We start from the raw sequence: 19,460 nt of genomic DNA, 5'->3' as shown, positions 1-19,460 counted from the left end.
AGCGGGGGATCCCCGCTTTTTTTGTATGGTTACAGATCAAAAACTTTTTCATCGGAAGAAGTAATTATAAAGTATTCATTCTTGTAGCTATCCAACTTCCATTGCTCTGCTTCCTCGTCATATATTAACTGAAGCTCTCTCGGACGGGTGTACTCATCCTTTTCTCTGTCAGCAAGTAACCATCCAAGCGAATCTACTGGTTCATGAAATACATAGTGCGCTCTCATTGTAATTGTGTAGGCGTCCATATCTTCATTAAATTTAGGGTTGGAAATTTCCTCAAGGTCATAAATCGCTTGTATAAGTTTTCCTTCGTAACCGGGTTCCTCTTTTTCCACTTCTTTTTGCCTCTCTACAAGGCTCTGTTTCATATTATCTGTGACGCCAGTTTTCATAATAGATGTGTCTTTCTTTGTAAGTGCCTGATGGTATTCAGATATCGTTGTGTTGAGCTGTTCCATGATGCTAGTTTGCATGTCTGGCGTTAATGCGTTTACTGTATCCAGACCAATGTAATCACTTTCTACAGCTTGTTCATCACTGCTAACTTCTCCCCATGGGAATTCCTTATGAAAAGAGAACGCAACAGAACCATCTGTTGGAAATGTTCCAATCTGTTGTTCTCCTTCTTCAATTTGGATATCGGTTTTCTCACCATTCACTGCTAAAGTATACCCATCTAATAAAGAATCGACAGTAATTTCACCAAGTGGTAATTGGAATGACTGCTCCATCGTGTCTTGTCCTAGATTAAATAGCTCCATTACATGTTTGTTTTCAACCTCTGAATAGTCATTTTTATAGCTTGCTGTTACCTCATAAGCCCCAGGCATTAATGGTCCATATGTATCGCTGAAGTCTTCCTTATCGGATGTTCCTGCTACTTCTCCATTAATTAATAGTTGTACCTCTTTGTTTTTAGTGTTTAGTTTTACAAAAGAAGGTATTACTTGAAGTTGATACCCATCAAATAGAAACCATTCTTTTCCACTTTTCGTAATGTTAACCGTACCGTAAACATCGTCCAAGTATGCTGTACCATTGTTTCCATCTGAATTAGAATTTATTATTTCTACTTGACTATTTAATTTGCTTAAAAGTTCTTCATAGGCAGCTGGGTTATCTTTTAAATAGGTAATAAATCGTGCAACATTATCCTCTGTAATCTCAAAAGAATCTTGTGTAGATATCAACAAACTAGCCAATCTAGAAGTATCTTCCTGTTCCACAGCCTCTTCAAAAGTCGTGAGCGTCTTTTCTGGCGTGAATTTCCCTTTTCCAATAAAGAAAAATGTTGTAATAACAGCAATAACGACCAAGATGGGAATACCAAAAATAAGTGCCTTATTCTTTGCTTTCTTTTTTCTAACACTTTCCTTTTCTCTTTGTTCAGATAAATCGGCACCACATTCTGGACAAAAGTTTTTATTTTTACTATCAAATTGAGCATTGCATTGGTCACATTTCAACTGATCAAATCCTCCTTAATCTGTTTGTAATCATATGTAATTAATGGTAACACAATAAACTTAAGAAATTATGAACCATTTTAACTGTTTAGAAGTTTTTTCCCTGGGTATATATTATTAATCATAAGAAAGGGTGGAACTATTTATCAGGGTAACAAGCAGTAAATAATACGAAATATTAGTAGTGACGTACAAACTTCAACTTCATTTTTAGTCTATAAGATATTACATTTTTGTTACAATCCCGAGTTTTAAATGATGTTTACTATAACTAGATAGAAAGGTGTGGGGCCATAGTTGTATTTGATTTACAATTTCTAGAAGCGTTTAAACTCCGACGAAAACTTCAAAATATTTAATTATTCTGTTTAAAGTAAATATATGTGTGAAAACGCATTAAAAACATATATTTTATGACTTTAACCCTAAGAATATTCGATTATTGTGTAAAAATCTTGAAATCAAGATAAAAATATCTTGGATTCAAGAGGATTACCGAATGACAATAGGTATAAATAACTGTTTTTGCTTTTAGCTCTTAATTTCGTGTGACAACTTTAGTAATATTTAAAAGTAGTAAAGATGATAGCGAAATGACGGTGGTGGATATATGAAAAAATTACGTATAGTGGTATTGGACGATAACACAGATTACTTAGAATCTCTATCCGCATTTATGCGGACTTCAACAGAAACAGACCAATTCATTGTGACTAGTTTTACTAAAGCTGCTAATTTACGTACATACATACAAGAGGGACAACAGATTGATATTTTATTAATTAGCACGTCACTAGCCACAGCAGATCTTCCAGTAAAACCGGAAACAACCGTTATTACTTTGGAAGATGATGAAGTGAAAGGAAAAAACGAGTGGAATGCAATTTACAGGTACCAAAGGTTAAACCAATTGGTATCGTCCATATTAGCTATTTACTATGAACATAATGAAGTAGCTGGAAAGCTTTTAAGCAGAAGTAAACAGACAAAGGTTATTGCATCCTATTCAGCAAGTGGCGGTGTAGGTAAAACTACGATTGCTGTAAACCTTTGTAAACAGCTTGCATTAACAGATGCTAAAGTATTTTATTTAAACCTCGAGTTATTTAATTCAACACGTCTTTATTTTACATCAGCAGAAGATCAGCCTTCCTTGCAAATTTTTTATTACGTTAAAGCAGAATCAGAGCAACTACGGTCGAAAATGGAAGCATTAAAAAAATATGATGCATACTCCATGGTGGATTACTTCGATATCGAAATAAGCGCAGATGAAATGCTTGAGATGAATGAAAAGGATGTAAGCACATTAGTAAACGGAATTGTAGAGACAGGTGCGTATGATTATGTGGTCGTGGACCTTGATAGCTCCCTGCATGAGCGTAATATCGCAGTATTAAAAGAGGCTGACCATGTTATCTGGACAATTGTTAATGATGTTCAAAGTCAGTTGAAACTTAAAAGCTTCTTTGCAGAAGAAGAGAAGCTGGTAGGTAAAGAAAATATTGTGAAAGATAAGACACTGGTATTATTCAATAAACATTTAGGAACTTCAATGCCTCAAATAGACTCTGTTGAAATGAGTATTGATGGTTATCTCCCTTATATAGCGTCCTGGTCAACTATGCAATCAAGTACGGAAGTATTGGGTAATGAGCAATTTAATCGGGAATTACAAGCTATTATTCGAGACAAAATCATTGCCAACAGGGAGGGTGCTGCAATTGGAAACAGAGAAGGTAATTAAAGAACTGATTCAGCACTTGCGAGAAACACTGGATTTGATGCATTCCATAAAAAACCATGAATTGCGCGAATATGTGGAAGCAGCGGTTTTTGATTATGCAAGCGAACATAAGTTGAAGTCGAGTGAAATAAAGTACTTAGTTGAAAGGATTTATAATGCTTTTCGAGGATATGATGTTCTCCAACCTTTGATTGATGATAAGAGCATTACAGAGATCATGGTAAATAACCATAAAGAAGTGTTTATCGAAAAAAATGGTTCAACTTACCAAGTGGATATACAGTTTGAAAGTGAACAAAAACTGGAGGATATTATCCAGGCAATCGTTTCAAAGGTTGACCGAGTAGTAAATGAATCATCACCAATTGTTGATGCAAGGTTGCATGATGGTTCACGTGTGAACGTGGTATTACCACCAATTGCCCTAAAGGGACCTGTAATGACTATTCGGAAATTCCCGGAAAAGCCTCTTATGATTGAAGATTTAATTGAAAAGAATTCCATTTCAAAAGAGGCATCTGAGTTCTTACAGAAACTCGTTGTATCAAAATATAATATCTTTATCGGTGGAGGTACAGGTTCCGGGAAAACAACTTTTCTGAACGTTCTTTCTAACTTTATTCCGCAAGATGAACGAATCATAACCATTGAGGATTCAGCAGAGTTACAAATCAAAAGTGTTCCCAATCTAGTAAGCTTGGAAACTAGGAATGCGAATACGGAAGGAAAGGGCGAAATTTCCATTCGCGATTTGATCAAATCCTCTCTACGGATGCGACCAGACCGAATTATCGTCGGGGAGGTTCGTGGTGCGGAAGCCTTAGATATGCTCCAGGCCATGAACACAGGTCATGATGGTTCACTTTCAACAGGCCATGCAAACTCTACTAAAGATATGCTTAGCAGACTTGAGACAATGGTATTAAGTGGAGCATCCCTGCCGGTTGAAGTTATTCGCCAGCAAATAAGCTCTTCCATTGATATTATGGTGCATTTAATGCGCCTAAGGGACAATACGAGGAAAGTCGTGGCCATTAGTGAGGTAATCGGTGTAGAAAATGGAGAAGTTCTTCTAAATCCTCTATACGAATTTAAGGAAGAAGCAGAAACCGATACGGGAGAAGTTATCGGCGAATTACGAGCAACTGGTAACTCCTTGCTAAACCAAACAAAAGCACAACTGGCTGGTATTTCTGTTAATAAGGAAAGGCTGAGTGGGTGAATAGATGACAGATATTTTACTAATTGTTCTATTGGTTTGTTTGGTAGGAGCGTATATTTACACAGTGAGAAAACGGAAAAAGAAAGAAGAAATACCACTAGACAGTAAACTAGTGAATGAAAAGAATAAAGAACTTGAGTTACTAAAGAAAAAGCACTTCATGGATAAGTTTAAAGAAAAGCAACAAAAAGAAGTAGAGGGGCATCTAGTAAATTATGCAGTATATCGCCTTTCGATTAGAGAATACGTATTTTATGCTGTCATAGCTTGCGCCTTTTTCGCTTTTGTTGGTTATTTATTCTATGAAAGCATTATCGCTACTATTGTGCTTGGCGCTTTAGGCCTTTTATATCCGAGAATTCAACGTAAATCCTTGTTAAACAAGCGGAAAGAGAAGCTAAAATTACAGTTTAAAGAAGCGATTGCCTCCTTGTCATCTTCCTTAGCGGCAGGGCGATCAATTGAAAATAGCTTTCGTGAAGTAGTGGCAGATCTATATTTACTCTATCCAGACCCAAATACGTTAATCATTCAAGAGTTTGAGATCATTAATCGACGCATTGAAAATGGTGAAACGATTGAAAATGCATTACTAGACTTTAGTAATCGTTCAGACATAGAAGATATTCAAAACTTTGCCAACGTGTTTATCACGTGTAAACGAACGGGTGGGAACCTGGTAGAGGTGATTAGAAGGACCTCTGATATTATTAGTGAAAAAATTGATATTCAACAAGAGGTTGCCGTCATGGTCGCCCAGAAAAAATTTGAATCCAGGATTATGAGTATTGCTCCCTTAGGGATGATCCTTTTACTTAAATACAGTGCGGAAGATTACTTAGCTCCGATGTACCAGTGGAGCAGCAGGGGGCCAATTTTTATGACGGTTTGTCTAGGGATACTTGTCTTTTCATACTGGTATGGCCAACGAATTATGGATATTAAGGTGTGAGGCTTATGATTGTATATGGCATATTAACGTTTATCATAATAGGAGTTTATTTTGGATTATCCCTTAAGGTCGGTAAACGCTACGATGTGGTGGTGGAAGGGTTTAAGGATCAATACCCACTTATGTTTATGGCTCCTGTTTCCTTGTATTTAATAGATAATTTTAAGGTGATGGAGCGGTTATACAGTCAAATTGCAAAAATTCAACAGAAGATGATTAGCCTGTATGGGAACCGTACCGCCCTGCAGCACACGAGAATGTATGTCGCTCAGCTTGTTTCCACTTCACTAGTGTGCTTATTAGGAACTTTTCTTTTTACATTACTTTCAGAAGGGGACACAACCATTTTAATTGTAGGCATTATCTTTACGGTAATGATCCCCTATGCAATGGTAGCAAAACTTTCCAGCCAGGAAAAGGAACGTAAAGATGATATATTGACAGAGCTGCCAGAGGTCGTAAATAAAATAATCTTGTTAGTAAACGCTGGTGAGACTGTACAGCAGGCACTTATTCGCTGTGTTACGACAACCCAGGACCCCACTTCTCCACTAATGCGAGAGCTAACTGAAACAGTTAATAAGATGGTGAGCAATGAACCATTCCATCAGGTGTTAAATGAGTTAAGTAGAAAATGTGGTATTCAGGAAATTTCCATTTTCACCACAACTATTCTATTAAACTATCGAAAAGGTGGCAATGACCTAATTATCGCATTACGTGAGCTTTCACATGAGTTGTGGGAGAAGCGGAAAAACATCTCCAAAACAAAGGGAGAGGAAGCCTCTTCTAAAATGGTGTTTCCTTTAATTCTAATCTTTGTGGCAGTCATGATTATTGTTGGTTACCCTGCAATTACAATTATGTAAGCAGGTTAAATAAATGTAAATTATAGGAGGAATTATAAATGCAAAAATTTAAAAACGCTTGTAAGAGATTTTGGAAGGATGAGAATGGGCTACAGACTCTCGAGATTATGTTAATTATTGCGGTTATCGTTGTTATTGCTTTGTTGTTTAGAGAGAATATTATGGGATGGATAAATGAACTTCTCGATTTTGGAGAAGGTGAAATTCAAGATTTCAAAAGCAACGAGTAAGCCTTTAGTTCAAGAAAGGACCGCTATCTATGAAAACAGGCAGTCACAAATTCCGCAGGTTTAAAGAAGAGGAAAAAGGGAGCTTCACCATCGAAGCATCCCTTGTTTTCCCTATTTTATTAATGTTAACTCTTTGTTTTATATTTTTTGCTCTGGTTATGTACCAACAATCAGCCTTACATTACAGTGCTAATTCAGTTGCTGAAAAGCTTGCTTTTGTATGGAACAACAGTGATAAGGATATTAATACTGGTGAATTTGATAAATACACATCGTTTGATGGTGGTGATGGCCTATATTGGAGAGTTACGGATGACCAATATTTATCGCAGTTTGGTATCGACATCTTTTCTAATGGGGGAGCAAGTATCCCGATAGGTTCAGGGGGCGGAGGAGGGCTACCCCAAGAAAAACTTGGAAGAGTTTCTTCTGATATATTACCCTCAGGAGCTACAGGAGAGGTAAGATATGAAAATAACTTGGCAGGAAGCCAGATCGTTGTACATCTTAATAGTCCCTTGAATTTTCCTTCCTCTGTTACAAATTTATTTGGAATAGACCAAATAGAGGTAGAAGTATCTCGCTCTATAACAGATCCGACAGAATTTACTAGAACAACTGATCTTGTTATATATGCAGTTAAATCATTACAAGAATATTCCAGTTATATAACACAATTTATGTCTCGACGGTAGGGAGGGTAACAGTTGATGCAGAAACTCAAGGCGGCTTTTCATCGCTTTGTTATAAAAGAGAATGGAGCTGTTTCGATATATGTAATTATCGTTACCCTCCTATTGTTTTTATTTAATGCAGTATTGATAGACTTTGTCAGAATAATGGTTGCAGAATACCAGGTTGAGCAGGCCTCTAAGTCCGCAATTCGTTCTTCCTTTTCTTCATACGACAAAGATGTTCAAAATAAAGGACTATTTGTAATTAATCCTGGGGCTGAACAACCAGCTGAGATATTTGATAAGGTGTTTGAAGAAAATTTAACAGTAGATGAAAGTGGTTATTATAAATTTGTGGACACAAAGGTAGAAAACACATCATTTGAGCCAAATGAAAACCGAACTTTTTCTAATACAGAAATTGTAAAGCATCAGATTCTTGAGGATATGAAATATAAAGCCCCAATTGAATTCGGCAAGGTTATAATCGATGGCATTCTACCTTACACATGTACCATGCAAGAAGCTGAAGTTTATGTTGATGTTGCAAAAGAAGTTGATGGCTTGGTTCAAGATAGAGATGAGAGTATGGATGATGCTGTCAAGCACCTCTTAAATGCACGTAACAGCTTAAAAGATGCAGAGGGTAAAGTTAATGATAGCGCTAGATCTACTTACCCCAATGTGGATAACTTAGAAGATGCAAGGGCTCAGTTTCCAGAATATGAGGAAGAACCTGAGGAAGAATTTGAAAATGATCTTAGAAATGTCTTGGTTGAGATTAGAACGAAAGGTAACACTGCTAAAAAGGAATTAAACAATGCTGTAAAGGACTTAGAGAAAGCTCAAAGGATTAACAATAATATTGAGAAGAAAATTGGGGATGTCAAGGAAGATGTTAATCAGAAGTATAATAATCTTTCAAGCAACAACTGTAGTGACCAAGCGTTAACTGAAGTAGAGGGAGAATTGAACGATTTAACAAATCAGATCAGTGAATATGTCATTGAAAAAAGCTTTTTTACAAGCAGCATTTCGAAAACAAAAAAAGCAGGAAAAAGTGTAGATGGCGGTGCACCGGGAAATTCTGCGACTCTCTTACCATATGTCAAATATCAAATTAGTGATTTTGAAGGGTTTTTAAATGGACCTCATAATGCGGTGATAAATAACATAAAAAACCATTTTGATACAGCTTATACAGATACTAAGGCAGCACATAATTATGCAGATAATAACTATGAAGAAACCGAAACAGGTGATTCGGGAAGTGGAGGAAGCTTTTCGGACGCTCTTAGCGCCCTTAATAAGATTAAAGATATTGTAAATAAGGGCATGGCGTTAAATACAGATTATACCACCTACAATAAACTAAAGGACTTAGTTACAACCTATGGTGGTGCGTCTGAGAATAGTGCTGGAGACTTGGATTTGGAGGATGCTGAACAGGGTTCACAAGATTCATTCGATATGATAGGTAGTTTGTTTCATAATTTAGGAGGATTAGCAAAAGATGTAAGAGATGAGGCGTATATTAACGAATATATCCTTACAAGGTTCGCGTCAGACAATGAGCTTGGTTTATTTCAACCAAGTAGTTATCCTGATAATTTTCTCTTTATTAATCGTGAGGTAGAGTATATTTTGTACGGATCTCATACTCCTGGTGTGAATTATGGATATGCGCTACTAGAATTGACAGCAACAAGGTTTGCATTTAATTTCATAGCATCATTTACCCAAACAGAAGTAAAAGCTGTCCCACATCCATTACCTAAGTTTATTGCTGCCACGGTTTGGGCTTTTAATAGAACAGTTAAAGATATTGAAAAGCTTACTAGTGGAGAAGAGGTTCCATTACTGCATATAGACAGGATGAGGCCCTTCATGACAGATTATAAATTTTACTTACGACTATTTTTATTCATGCATCCCGGTGGTGATTCGCGGATTAATCGAATTCAGGCAGTAGTTGATAATAAAACCACACAGGATATTGTTGAAGCACCAACATATGTAAGTGCAAAGGCTGAAGCATCGATAGATTTATGGTTTTTACCAGGTGTTATGGATATGCTTGGATCTACAGGTATTTTAGAGGGCAGTGTAAGAAATGGAAGGTATTATATAGAAAAAGAAGTGGATTATTCATACTAAGGAGGAATATTTAATGAAACGAATTATACTTAACTCATGTGTATTAATATTATTTGCAGTCATGTTCGTTGCTTGCAGTAATGAAGATAATAATGAGGAAGATTCAACTTCTAGCCAAGGAGAGAACCAGGAATCTACTACTGAAGGAACAAACAACTCAAAACCTGCTAATACTGATGAAGCGGAATCCTCTCAGGGAGAAGACGCTTCAGACAATACGGAGGAAGAAGCTGATACGTCTGGAGAGGCTATTGAAGAGGCTGAAGATCAGCTTGAATTAGGTATTGGTGATACAGGAAAGATCGTTAATAATTTTTCCACACATGAGATAACATTAAATTCAGTTGAAATTACAGAAGAAGCCGGTGGAGAACCTACGCAGGAAGGGAACTATGTCATTGTAAATCTAACAATTAAGAATTTAGGCGATGACGTATTGAACCCAGAAGACGCTTTAAGTAGTACAGAATTAGCTACAGAGCCTGGAGCAGGAGGGCTACCTTGGTTTTATATTGATGGAGTTGCAGAGGAATGGCCAGCAGAGATTGCGCCAGGCGAATCTGTTAACGGTGTTTTGTTATTTGATATCGAGCAAAGTGATGAATATGCTTTACAAACGGCTTTTGATTTGGATTCACTTTCGAACCAAGTTTCATTTGTCTTTAATGCTGATGAAGCAAATTAAAACATATTAATTCATGCCAGAAACAATGATAGTCTGTGTGATTGGTCTGGCATGTTCCCTGTTGGGGGTGGGTAAATGCGTTTACGCAAAGAAGATGGGAGTATTACATTGGAGGCTGCAATGGTCTTACCAGTATTTATGTTATTTGTTGTATTTATGGCTTCCATTATTAGAATTTCAATTGCTGAGACAGCACTTAATAAATCTGTATCAGAAACTGCCGAAGTAATTGCTACTCATGCTTATCCGGCAACTATTCTAACAGAACAAGCAAAAACGATAGCAAATAGTAAATTGGCAGGTATATCTATTAACGAATTTAATTTGTCAGACGTCGAGAAACTAGCAGGAACAACTTTTCGTGAGCAGTTTGATATTGACATATCAGGATCAAATTTTCTCCAACAATTAGGTTCTGATGTATTAAGCCCTCTAGTTAAAAAGAAGTTTGCCGATAATGTTGATTCATTCGCTTTTGATAACTCAAATATACAGGTAGATGTAGAATTGCCGGGATCTATTAATGGGTCGTCAGCGTCTTATATCGGTATTACGGCTACGTATGATATGGACTTAACCGTGCCATTTGTAGACCGTACAATTACACTAAAGAAAAAAGCTTATGAACGCCTCTGGGTTGGAGGCATGTAATAATAGTCTTTTAGATTAGGTTAGGTGAGACATGTTATACGTATATGACTACCTTTTATTTATTATTATTATTGTTGCCTTTATATGGGATATAAAACAAAATAAGATCCCTAATTGGTTAACCGCAGGAAGTACCCTTTTAGGGGTGATTTGTCATCTAATCGGTGATGGGATAAATGGGCTCCTTTTTGCATTCTTTGGAATTATTGCGGGTGGAGGAGTTTGTTTGTTGCTATATGCTTTTAAAGCAATAGGGGCAGGTGATGTAAAATTGTTTGCATCAATCGGAGCGTTTACTGGTGTAGAGAATGTTCTATATATTTTAATGTATTCTATTGTTTTTGGAGGAATAATTGGTATATTTCTCTTAGTGTCGACTAGAACAAACTTACACGTTCTTATCAACAACCTCATTGCTCTTATAAATAAGAAAGCAAAAAGAAATATAAAGATGATAAATAGAGAGAAAAAAATAGTGAAGTTTCCTTTTATGTACGCAATTTTTCCTGCCGTTATTGTATCTTACTATTACATTTTATTCTAATATCGCAGCACTATTATGACAGGGATAATAGATTTCTTGTCAAACACCTTTCAAAAATAAAGGAATTTATCTTGGCGGTTTTTTCTGGTTATCAATTCATTGGCCAAATTAATTGTTTTAACATGTATAGTCGATGAAGAAGCAACCGTTGTAGCTATCATTATAATGTTTGTACTATCATTCTTATAATAGTGGCAAGCTTTTTTGGGTTCAAAGTATAAAGGATACAGATTATAAGATGTTAGTAAAGGATATTAACGTACCGCTGTGAAAAATATACTTAAGGATAAACCAATCTCATAAAGATTTATTCGATAAGCCAGGAGGGAAAAGAATGGGTGAAATTTATGGGCTTCAATATGATTATTCAAATCATAACGGTCAAGCAATTGTTTTCACAGAACAAAATGGTAAGAATATTACTTCGGGAGATTTAAATGAGGTTCAATTGAAGATGATTCAGTCAAATTCGATACCACATTTGCTTTCCCTTTCAGTAGAAAATATGGACTTAAAAACAAAGCTGTTTTACGACCTTACATCAAAAAGTAAGCTGGCATCCTATTTTCAGAAGAAGAATGCAACTATGAATGATTATTATCAAGTATTTCTTTCTATTATTTCAACATTAGAGGGCTGTACTTCCTATATGCTAGACCAGGAAAAATTTATTTTAAAACAAGATCATATTTATATTGGAACAAACCCAGGTGACATTTATCTTGTCTATCTACCTGTAAAAACATTAAACAAAGAAACGAATGTTACGGAAGATATGAAGAAGCTATTAACGGATATCGCAGGAGAAGTAGAAGGCTTGCAAGGAAATGAATTTAAGAGCATCTTAAATTATATAAAAAATGATGGGTTTAGTATAAATGGGTTAAAAAAGCTGTTGCTTGAATTAATTTCATTACGTTCAAATGTAAATTATACAAGACAGACCCCTGGTTATTCCTCCTTTGATGGATCAAATCTGAATAGTAACCAACATGTAGCACCAAATCAGCAAGCTCAGAGTAATACAACAAATAATGTAAATACCAAACAGCCACAACAATCAACTGCAACAACTACCCAAGTTAAGAAAAAGAAAAAGCTACCAAAATTAACGTCTCGTGAAAAAGTATACATGTTTTCTGGAACATTATTAGCTTTAGCCCTTATATGGAAGTTATACGATTCCATTACGACACCAGCAATGCTTGGTGTAAGTGTTGGATTGTCTGGTGTGGTAGTAATTGCAGTAGTCGTACTCGTTAAATATTGGCGCCCTGGAGTGAAGCCAATTGAAACAGGAGTTTCTGTTCCGGTTAAACAACAAAATGGAGCAGGGAAGCAGGTACAGGCTGAACCTATAAAGTCTCAACCGCAACCACAACCGGCTGTTCAACAACAAGCCCAAGCTTATCATCAACCACAAGCAGAAATGTTTAACCAGCAGATCCCAACGCAACAACCGGTATTTGCTAATCAGCAGCTAGCTGCGGCTACGACAATGGATACGACATTACTGACCAACCCATCTGATGATACTGTCTTACTTGAAGATGAAGCTAACCTTTCAGCTGTATCATCTACTAGTACGTCAAACGTCACAGCATTATTAATCAAAAAAATTCCTGATGGACCGGAGGAAACAATTAAGCTTAATCGTAATAATTTTCTTATTGGTAGAAATGCAGATTCTGTAAGTTATGCAGAGGATGCGACTGGCGTGTCTCGTCTCCATGCAGAAATCATTCAAATTGACTCCACATCATACGGCATAAAAGATTTAGGTTCTAAAAACGGTTCTAAGCTAAATGGAAATGCAATGGTCCCTTATAAGGTGTATGCACTACAAGAAAATGATGAAATTATCCTTGGTAAAGCCACGTATACGTTTAAATGGAGCCATGCTTCGTGAGTAAAAAATGGCAGACAGGTAAAGCCTCACACCAAGGGACAAGAAAAAATACAAATGAAGATTCCTATCTCCACCGTCAGGCAGAAGACAGTGAAGGAAATGAAATTGCTATGTTTGCTGTAGCTGATGGGATGGGTGGCTATGAAGTTGGAGACACTGCCAGTAAATTAGCCATCTCATTCTTTGAAAAATGGTGGGATAAGCGCATTCTTAAATTGTTAAAGAAGCGAGATATCATGGAGCGGATTGCCCGCGAAGGGGCGTCCACTATGAAGCAGATTAACGCATCTATCAAGGCAACAAGCTTGCATACTAGAAAGAAAATGGGTACTACTTTATCTTTACTCATTATGTACAAAGGAAAATATGTTGTCATCCACGTAGGAGACAGCAGAATTTATCAAATGCGAGGATGGAATTACGGATTACAGCAATATTTCCATCAAGCGGATCAACAGGATCTTGCTAGTATTCTTCAAGAACAAAGCACGGAAATCTTGGAGTCTAATCCTGAATTAGTTAAATTAACGGAAGATCATTCATGGGTGGAGCGGCAAGTAACAGACGGCATTTTATCTGAAGAGGATGCCAGAAACCATCCAAAGCGAAATGTGTTAACCCAATGTTTAGGTATAGAGGATGAGGTAAACCCACAGATACAGATAGGTGACTACCAATCGAGTGATATGTTCCTAGTATGTTCTGACGGTTTCCATTCCCTGTTTTCCAATGAAGAAATCTTAACAATGCTGATAAATTTAGAAAAAGAGTATACGAATTTACAAATGATGTGTGAGTACTTAATCAACTTTTGTAACTTTTCAAAAGCAGAAGATAATATTACACTCATGCTCATTCGGAATTTATATGTGGAGAATCCGGAAACAAAAGGCAAGCATAAGCTGTTATCCCTGTTAGGAATGAAATGAAGGATGAGCCATGGGGTGTTAACGAAATGAGTAAACATAACATTTTTATAAAACCAGGTGATATTTTACGTGATAAATACAAGGTATTGGAACATATCGCAACTGGTGGCATGTCTGAAGTATACCGCATACAGGAAATCAACAATACAGACAGGGAGTCGGCTGTAAAAGTTTCCAATATGTCTAGTAAACTTTCAAGAAAACTTGTGGATGAGACCAAGTTACTTAGTGAACTAGACCATCCAACGTTGCCACAAGTTGCTGATTTTTTTCAAAATGACGATTATTTCTACCTTGTTTTAGAGTATATAGAAGGTGAATCATTAGCAGATTATCTGGCGGATGAAACGAATAAACTAGAGCTTGATCGTATTCTGGATATTGGGGTACAGCTATGTGACGTGCTCTATTACTTACATACCAGGACACCACAACCAATAATCTATCGCGATATAAAACCTGGAAATATTCTAATGAAAAAGAGTGGCCAAATTAAGCTGATCGATTTTGGGATTTCCAGGAAATATCAAGAAAAACAAATGAAGGATACAGTCCAAATCGGTACAGTTGGCTTTGCAGCACCTGAGCAATTTGAAAAACGACAAACAGATCATCGCACAGACTTATTTTCACTTGGAGCATTGCTGTATTACTTATTATCAGATGGAAAATATGTTTATGTCTCACAGCAGCCAATTAAATCACTTAATCCGAATATCCCCAAAAGTCTTGCACGGTGCATTGATCAGCTTGTCCAATTAAATCCAGAAGACCGGATACAGGATGTTATGGAAGCAAAGGCACAATTATTAAAAGCGGGTGAAGAATGGTCAAGCCAGCAAGAGGAGAAGACATCTAGTAAGAAGTGGTTTCCTTTTGTTACGGGTTCATTATTAATTATTGCAACAATTCTTTTATTCTTTGTATTGTAAGGAGGCGAAATGATGAGCGAGCATTTTGAATTACCATATGGGCGTATTATGGAAAGCGAAGGTTTGGTTAAATATGAAATTCCTAAAACAGAGACGAACCTTATAGATCCAGAACAGCTCGAAGAATTAAAGAGAGAGAAAACATTGTTCTTTTCATGTCAACATTATCAAGTGAAAGAAGACGTAGTAACCATCTTTTATAAGAAAAAGCCGGGATACGTTTCACTTCCAAACATAGAAACGATGAATGATCAGCAAAAGAGAAAAATGGTAGATAGTCTTTTGCAAATAGAAGACCTTGTTGGTACACAATTTAGTACGTTTCTCCACCCTGCCAACATTTATGTAAATAACCAAGGCGACGTAAATTTTGCACACAGAGGTATACGTTCAGTTCTGCCACCCGAAGAATTTTCTGATCAAGGCTTGTTACATGATTTGAAGCCACTCTTATTATCTCTTTATAGCAACCATAGTTTTGCTGAACTAGTCGAAGATAAGCAAAATTCCTTGTTAGGAAATGATCCGTTTTTACAATCCATTTTTACAGCAAGGTCTGTCGAACAATTGAGTAAGCTTTTTGACAAGAAGAGCAATGCGGTAGCATCTACTCCAACTAAACCGAAACAGCCAACAACTAACCAAGTCACCGAGAAAAAAACGCAATCTAAAAAGGTAAAATTATCTACAATGTCAGGTGTCCTGATTGGGGTTTTAATCGGCATAATTGGACTATATCTCATCAAGGTAGTTCCGATGACGGAATCAGCAAGTGCATTTGAGACGGAGCAAGGTGAAAAGGAACAAGTTTTAACGGAAGAAAATCAAGAACTGCAAAAGGAGTTAGATGAAAGCCAACTAATTCTAAAAGGATACCAAGAAGCAACTGCTGGTAATACAGAAGCAGCAATCGCGAACTTTGAAAAAGTAAAAACTCTTGAAAAAAGTGATGAGCAAACATTAGTGAGACAATATATTACGTTAAATACGGTAGATAGTCTTACAAAAGCTGCTTCGATAGATGAGTCTTATCATCCTGAAGTAGTCGAAAAGCTAGCGGAATTTGATAATGAAAATGCAAGAGAGGCCATTCTTTCTTTATCCTCCAACACACCTGAGGTATTAATTGAACAAGCATGGCTAAATAAAGACTATAAAGCAGTATTAGACCTCTATAAACAAATACCTGATAATAAACATGCAAAACTTTTAGCAGCAAATAGCCACATTGAATTTGAGAACAATAAACAAGCAATGAAGTTAGGAAAAGAGCTTAAAAACAAACAAATCCAGATCGAAAGCTTGCAGATAGAGAAGAAAAAAATTGAGGATAATGAGGATTTGGACAAGGAAGAAAGAGAAGAGAGATTGGATAAATTAAATGAGGAAATTGAAAAATTAAAAAATTAGATAGATCTTTCTATTGAAACAGAAAAAATGCTGAATAGTATTATAAATCTATCCAGTATTTTTTCTATTTTTAGAACCGTTTGCCGGTTTGGAGCGTAAGAAGAAGTACGCATTACTTTAAAATTGTTGAATAACGAAAATTCAATGTGTTAGTAAAGAGTTAAAGGAATTAATTATCAGCAAATATTGAGTTGTAAACTGGTTATGTAAATATTTGTTTGGAGAGGGGAAAGTAAGCTATGGCTGAAATGTTCGATGGTGTATTAGAATGGTTAGGTTCAGCATTTACCGTGATTAAAGAGGCAGTGGTCGGCGCAGTTTTATGGTTGATCAAAGCACTAGGTGAATTTCTAGTAAGCATTGGAGTAGTTGACGACATGGCCTCTGGAGTTACTGTATCTACCATAATAGTGTTAGTAGTTTTTCTCGTGATCATTGGCTTAACCCTTGGGCCAATTCGCCCTGTTGGCGGAGGATCTGGCGACGGTGGCGGTGGTGGTGAATAAATTGTAATATCCCTATCATATTATTCTATATTGAAAATATGATAATATAGTAGAATAAACATAGGGAGGGAAACACATGAACGACTTCGATAGACATTCTAGGGTTGATAAATTTGAAAAAAGAAGAAAAAATACAAAATCTATTTCAGTTCTAATGATAGCTGGTTCTCTTCTTGTTGTCGTATTGCTTGGTATTTGGATCTTTGGTGGTGGAGATGATGAAGAAGCACCAGAGACACAGCAAACCACAGAAGAAAATAATTCTACAAATGAAACAGATAATAATGAGACAACAGAATCGGATGAACAGAATACCGATTCGAATGACAGCAATTCCTCTGATTCAGAAGAACAGGGAACCGATGAGAACAATCAAGAAGAAACAAATACCGACACTGAAGAGAACGAAAGTCAGTCATCTGATGATGTTCAAACGGAACAGGTTGAACCTACCGGGGAAAATGTAAGTGAAGCATATACTGGAAATTGGGAACCAATTGGTACAGAACAAGAAGGCCCGCATACTACCAATTATGACGATGGCTCTCAGGATAGGCAGGAAATTTCCCGCGCAGTGGAAGTAGCTACAGGGCTTGACGCCGACACTATGACAACGCATTGGGTTGGTAATGGCGGTGACCAAAAGGTGGAAGCTACAGTTTCTAATGAGGCGCAAACAGAAATTTACCGTGTCTATCTATCCTGGGTTGAAAATGAAGGTTGGCAGCCAACCAAGGTAGAAGTATTAAATGAAGTACAGGTTAACAGATAATTCGCATAAATCGGAGGCATAATCATGACAATAGGTATTATAGGCGCAATGGACGAAGAAGTAGCCTTACTTCTAGAAAACGTAACAGATCAACAAGAAGAAAACATTGCCGGATGCAGGTTTGTAAAAGGGCAGTTAAACGAAAAAGAAGTGGTCATCCTTCAATCAGGGATTGGCAAAGTAAATGCAGCGATGGCGACCACGATTATGCATGAGAGGTATACCCCTACACATGTTATTAACACTGGGTCTGCTGGAGGATTTGCTGAGAACTTGGAAGTAGGTGATGTTGTGATCTCCACACAAGTAGTTCACCATGATGTTGATGTAACTGCTTTTAACTATGCTTACGGTCAGGTTCCTGGCATGCCGGCAATGTACGATGCTGATACAGCCCTTGTTTTAAAGACTATCAACGCTGTAAAAGAGATGGAACTGAACTATCAGGAAGGGATTATTGCGACAGGTGATTCGTTTATGCAGGATCCAGAGCGAGTATCTTTTGTAAGAGAAAAATTTCCTGATATGATTGCCGCAGAAATGGAAGCGGCAGCCATCGCTCAGATTTGCCATCATTATGACAAACCTTTCGTGGTGATTCGGGCGCTATCAGACATTGCAGGAAAAGAATCATCAGTTTCTTTTGATCAATTTCTTGAAAAAGCAGCGAAGAACGCGGCCAACCTTATTATGTCAATGGTTAAAAGCATGTAGCATGTCCAATATTTACCTTCTAGATGCATGTATATTTTATGTTATCATGCGTATAGAGGAGGGGACGTATTGGATAAACAAAAGAAATTAGAATTAAAAATGAAAGATTATCGAAGGTTTATTGCTGTTTTATTAATCTTAAGCAGTTATCTATATATGGGTGCCATCATTAATACGTATTTGAAACCCTCTGCACATGGGGATATTTTATTCGTTTTATCACTCGGTGGCATCGTAACAGGTATCGTTTTAGCGGTTAAACAGTTAAACATAAAGAAAAAAATAGAAAATGAGCGTTGATTTTAAAATCAGCGCTCATTTATTTGTTTTAGCCTATAAGCTCTCTGTATCGTTTAACCTCTTCTTTCTTTTCTGTAATACTCATGAAAAACCTTCATTAAAGCACGCTTTTCAATTCTTGAAACATAGCTTCTAGAGATATCGAGCATCTTGGCAATTTCTCTTTGTGTCATTTCCTTATGATCATTTAAACCATAACGGTATATAATAACTTCCTTTTCTCGTTTATCTAAAATCGTAAAGTATTCTTGCATCTTGGCAATTTCCATATTTAATTGGATGTATTCGATAATATTATCGTTTTCAGCTTCTAGAATATCGATTAAGCTGATTTCATTGCCCTCCTTATCCTGCCCAATCGGATCATGGAGAGAAACATCTTTTTTAACTTTCTTTAATGCACGCAAATGCATTAAGATTTCGTTCTCTATACAACGGGCAGCATATGTCGCGAGTTTTGTGCCTTTATCTACAGAAAAACTCTCTACACCTTTGATTAGGCCAATGGTGCCTATGGAAATCAAATCCTCTACATCCTCACCGGTGTTCTCAAACTTTTTTACAATGTGTGCCACTAAGCGTAAATTATGCTCGATGAGTTTGTTACGGGCCGTCTCACTTCCTTCTTTCATTTCCTTTAAATATTTAATTTCATCTTCTGGGGGGAGTGGTTGAGGGAATGCATGGTTTTTTACATAGGAAACAAAGAAGAGGGCTTCTTTTATGAGAAGAGCAAGCACGCTTAATATTCCGGACAAGTATATCCACCTCCTAAAAGTGCCGGCTGG

General features: G+C 36.8%; 20 protein-coding genes. 18 read left to right on the top strand and 2 right to left on the bottom strand.

The features are described from left to right. Positions 1 to 29: 29 nt before the first annotated feature. Positions 30 to 1,469 (bottom strand): zinc ribbon domain-containing protein, encoded by a 1,440-nt coding sequence (locus LG273_RS11190; protein ID WP_404453591.1) that lies wholly within the window; start codon positions 1,467 to 1,469, stop codon positions 30 to 32. Between the two features lie 610 nt (positions 1,470 to 2,079). Between LG273_RS11190 and LG273_RS11185 the strand changes: the two genes are divergently transcribed. The 18 genes from LG273_RS11185 (at position 2,080) to LG273_RS11100 (ending at position 18,672) form a co-directional block, all read left to right on the top strand. Continuing rightward, a complete protein-coding gene (locus LG273_RS11185; RefSeq protein WP_404453588.1) occupies positions 2,080 to 3,216 on the top strand; it encodes an AAA family ATPase in 1,137 nt (378 codons plus the stop codon). Beyond that, positions 3,194 to 4,438 carry a CpaF family protein gene (locus LG273_RS11180; RefSeq protein WP_404453585.1) on the top strand — a complete coding sequence of 415 codons (1,245 nt, stop codon included), beginning with the start codon at positions 3,194 to 3,196 and terminating at the stop codon, positions 4,436 to 4,438. The genes LG273_RS11185 and LG273_RS11180 overlap by 23 nt, the downstream gene beginning before the upstream one ends. A gap of 4 nt (positions 4,439 to 4,442) precedes the next feature. Continuing rightward, complete coding sequence (locus tag LG273_RS11175; RefSeq protein WP_404453582.1) at positions 4,443 to 5,390, top strand: type II secretion system F family protein; 948 nt, start codon at positions 4,443 to 4,445, stop codon at positions 5,388 to 5,390. A 5-nt stretch (positions 5,391 to 5,395) separates the two neighbouring features. Further along, positions 5,396 to 6,259 (top strand): type II secretion system F family protein, encoded by an 864-nt coding sequence (locus tag LG273_RS11170; protein ID WP_379564614.1) that lies wholly within the window; start codon positions 5,396 to 5,398, stop codon positions 6,257 to 6,259. A 38-nt stretch (positions 6,260 to 6,297) separates the two neighbouring features. After that, positions 6,298 to 6,489, top strand: coding sequence for a Flp1 family type IVb pilin (locus LG273_RS11165; protein WP_379564612.1), 192 nt, complete (start codon positions 6,298 to 6,300; stop codon positions 6,487 to 6,489). A 29-nt stretch (positions 6,490 to 6,518) separates the two neighbouring features. Next, positions 6,519 to 7,184: a TadE/TadG family type IV pilus assembly protein gene (locus LG273_RS11160; protein ID WP_379564610.1), complete on the top strand. Its 666-nt coding sequence runs from the start codon at positions 6,519 to 6,521 to the stop codon at positions 7,182 to 7,184. Positions 7,185 to 7,199: 15 nt separating this feature from the next. Beyond that, positions 7,200 to 9,320, top strand: a complete 2,121-nt coding sequence (locus tag LG273_RS11155) for a DUF5702 domain-containing protein (protein WP_379564708.1) — start codon at positions 7,200 to 7,202, stop codon at positions 9,318 to 9,320. A gap of 13 nt (positions 9,321 to 9,333) precedes the next feature. Further along, positions 9,334 to 10,005 carry a DUF4352 domain-containing protein gene (locus tag LG273_RS11150; RefSeq protein ID WP_379564608.1) on the top strand — a complete coding sequence of 224 codons (672 nt, stop codon included), beginning with the start codon at positions 9,334 to 9,336 and terminating at the stop codon, positions 10,003 to 10,005. A gap of 75 nt (positions 10,006 to 10,080) precedes the next feature. Next, complete coding sequence (locus tag LG273_RS11145; RefSeq protein WP_379564606.1) at positions 10,081 to 10,656, top strand: TadE/TadG family type IV pilus assembly protein; 576 nt, start codon at positions 10,081 to 10,083, stop codon at positions 10,654 to 10,656. A gap of 31 nt (positions 10,657 to 10,687) precedes the next feature. Then, positions 10,688 to 11,200: a prepilin peptidase gene (locus LG273_RS11140; RefSeq protein WP_379564604.1), complete on the top strand. Its 513-nt coding sequence runs from the start codon at positions 10,688 to 10,690 to the stop codon at positions 11,198 to 11,200. Positions 11,201 to 11,534: 334 nt separating this feature from the next. After that, the gene (locus tag LG273_RS11135; protein ID WP_404453576.1) at positions 11,535 to 13,109 is read left to right on the top strand and encodes a DUF6382 domain-containing protein; all 1,575 of its coding nucleotides are present in this window, start codon (positions 11,535 to 11,537) and stop codon (positions 13,107 to 13,109) included. Next, positions 13,106 to 14,038 (top strand): PP2C family protein-serine/threonine phosphatase, encoded by a 933-nt coding sequence (locus tag LG273_RS11130; protein ID WP_379564600.1) that lies wholly within the window; start codon positions 13,106 to 13,108, stop codon positions 14,036 to 14,038. Before LG273_RS11135 ends, LG273_RS11130 begins: the two co-directional genes overlap by 4 nt. A gap of 26 nt (positions 14,039 to 14,064) precedes the next feature. After that, positions 14,065 to 14,970: a serine/threonine protein kinase gene (locus LG273_RS11125; protein ID WP_404453572.1), complete on the top strand. Its 906-nt coding sequence runs from the start codon at positions 14,065 to 14,067 to the stop codon at positions 14,968 to 14,970. 12 nt (positions 14,971 to 14,982) lie between these two features. Further along, positions 14,983 to 16,380, top strand: a complete 1,398-nt coding sequence (locus tag LG273_RS11120; protein ID WP_404453569.1) for a type VII secretion protein EssB/YukC — start codon at positions 14,983 to 14,985, stop codon at positions 16,378 to 16,380. Between the two features lie 239 nt (positions 16,381 to 16,619). Continuing rightward, positions 16,620 to 16,886 carry a hypothetical protein gene (locus LG273_RS11115; RefSeq protein WP_404453566.1) on the top strand — a complete coding sequence of 89 codons (267 nt, stop codon included), beginning with the start codon at positions 16,620 to 16,622 and terminating at the stop codon, positions 16,884 to 16,886. Positions 16,887 to 16,962: 76 nt separating this feature from the next. Further along, entirely contained in the window at positions 16,963 to 17,658 is a 696-nt protein-coding gene (locus LG273_RS11110; protein ID WP_404453563.1) for a DUF1510 family protein, read from the top strand. A 24-nt stretch (positions 17,659 to 17,682) separates the two neighbouring features. Then, positions 17,683 to 18,372, top strand: a complete 690-nt coding sequence (mtnN, locus tag LG273_RS11105) for a 5'-methylthioadenosine/S-adenosylhomocysteine nucleosidase (RefSeq protein WP_379564590.1) — start codon at positions 17,683 to 17,685, stop codon at positions 18,370 to 18,372. 69 nt (positions 18,373 to 18,441) lie between these two features. After that, a complete protein-coding gene (locus LG273_RS11100; RefSeq protein ID WP_404453560.1) occupies positions 18,442 to 18,672 on the top strand; it encodes a YrhC family protein in 231 nt (76 codons plus the stop codon). 53 nt (positions 18,673 to 18,725) lie between these two features. Here the strand turns inward: LG273_RS11100 and sigK are convergent, their stop codons facing one another. After that, the gene (gene sigK / locus LG273_RS11095) at positions 18,726 to 19,430 is read right to left on the bottom strand and encodes an RNA polymerase sporulation sigma factor SigK (RefSeq protein WP_379564586.1); all 705 of its coding nucleotides are present in this window, start codon (positions 19,428 to 19,430) and stop codon (positions 18,726 to 18,728) included. Positions 19,431 to 19,460: the final 30 nt, after the last annotated feature.

It is taken from the genome of Oceanobacillus kapialis, assembly GCF_044790185.1.
Classification (GTDB): domain Bacteria; phylum Bacillota; class Bacilli; order Bacillales; family Amphibacillaceae; genus Oceanobacillus_B; species Oceanobacillus_B kapialis.
Note: the sequence above shows the minus strand (reverse complement) of the source record. Positions and strands in the feature narration are given on the sequence as shown.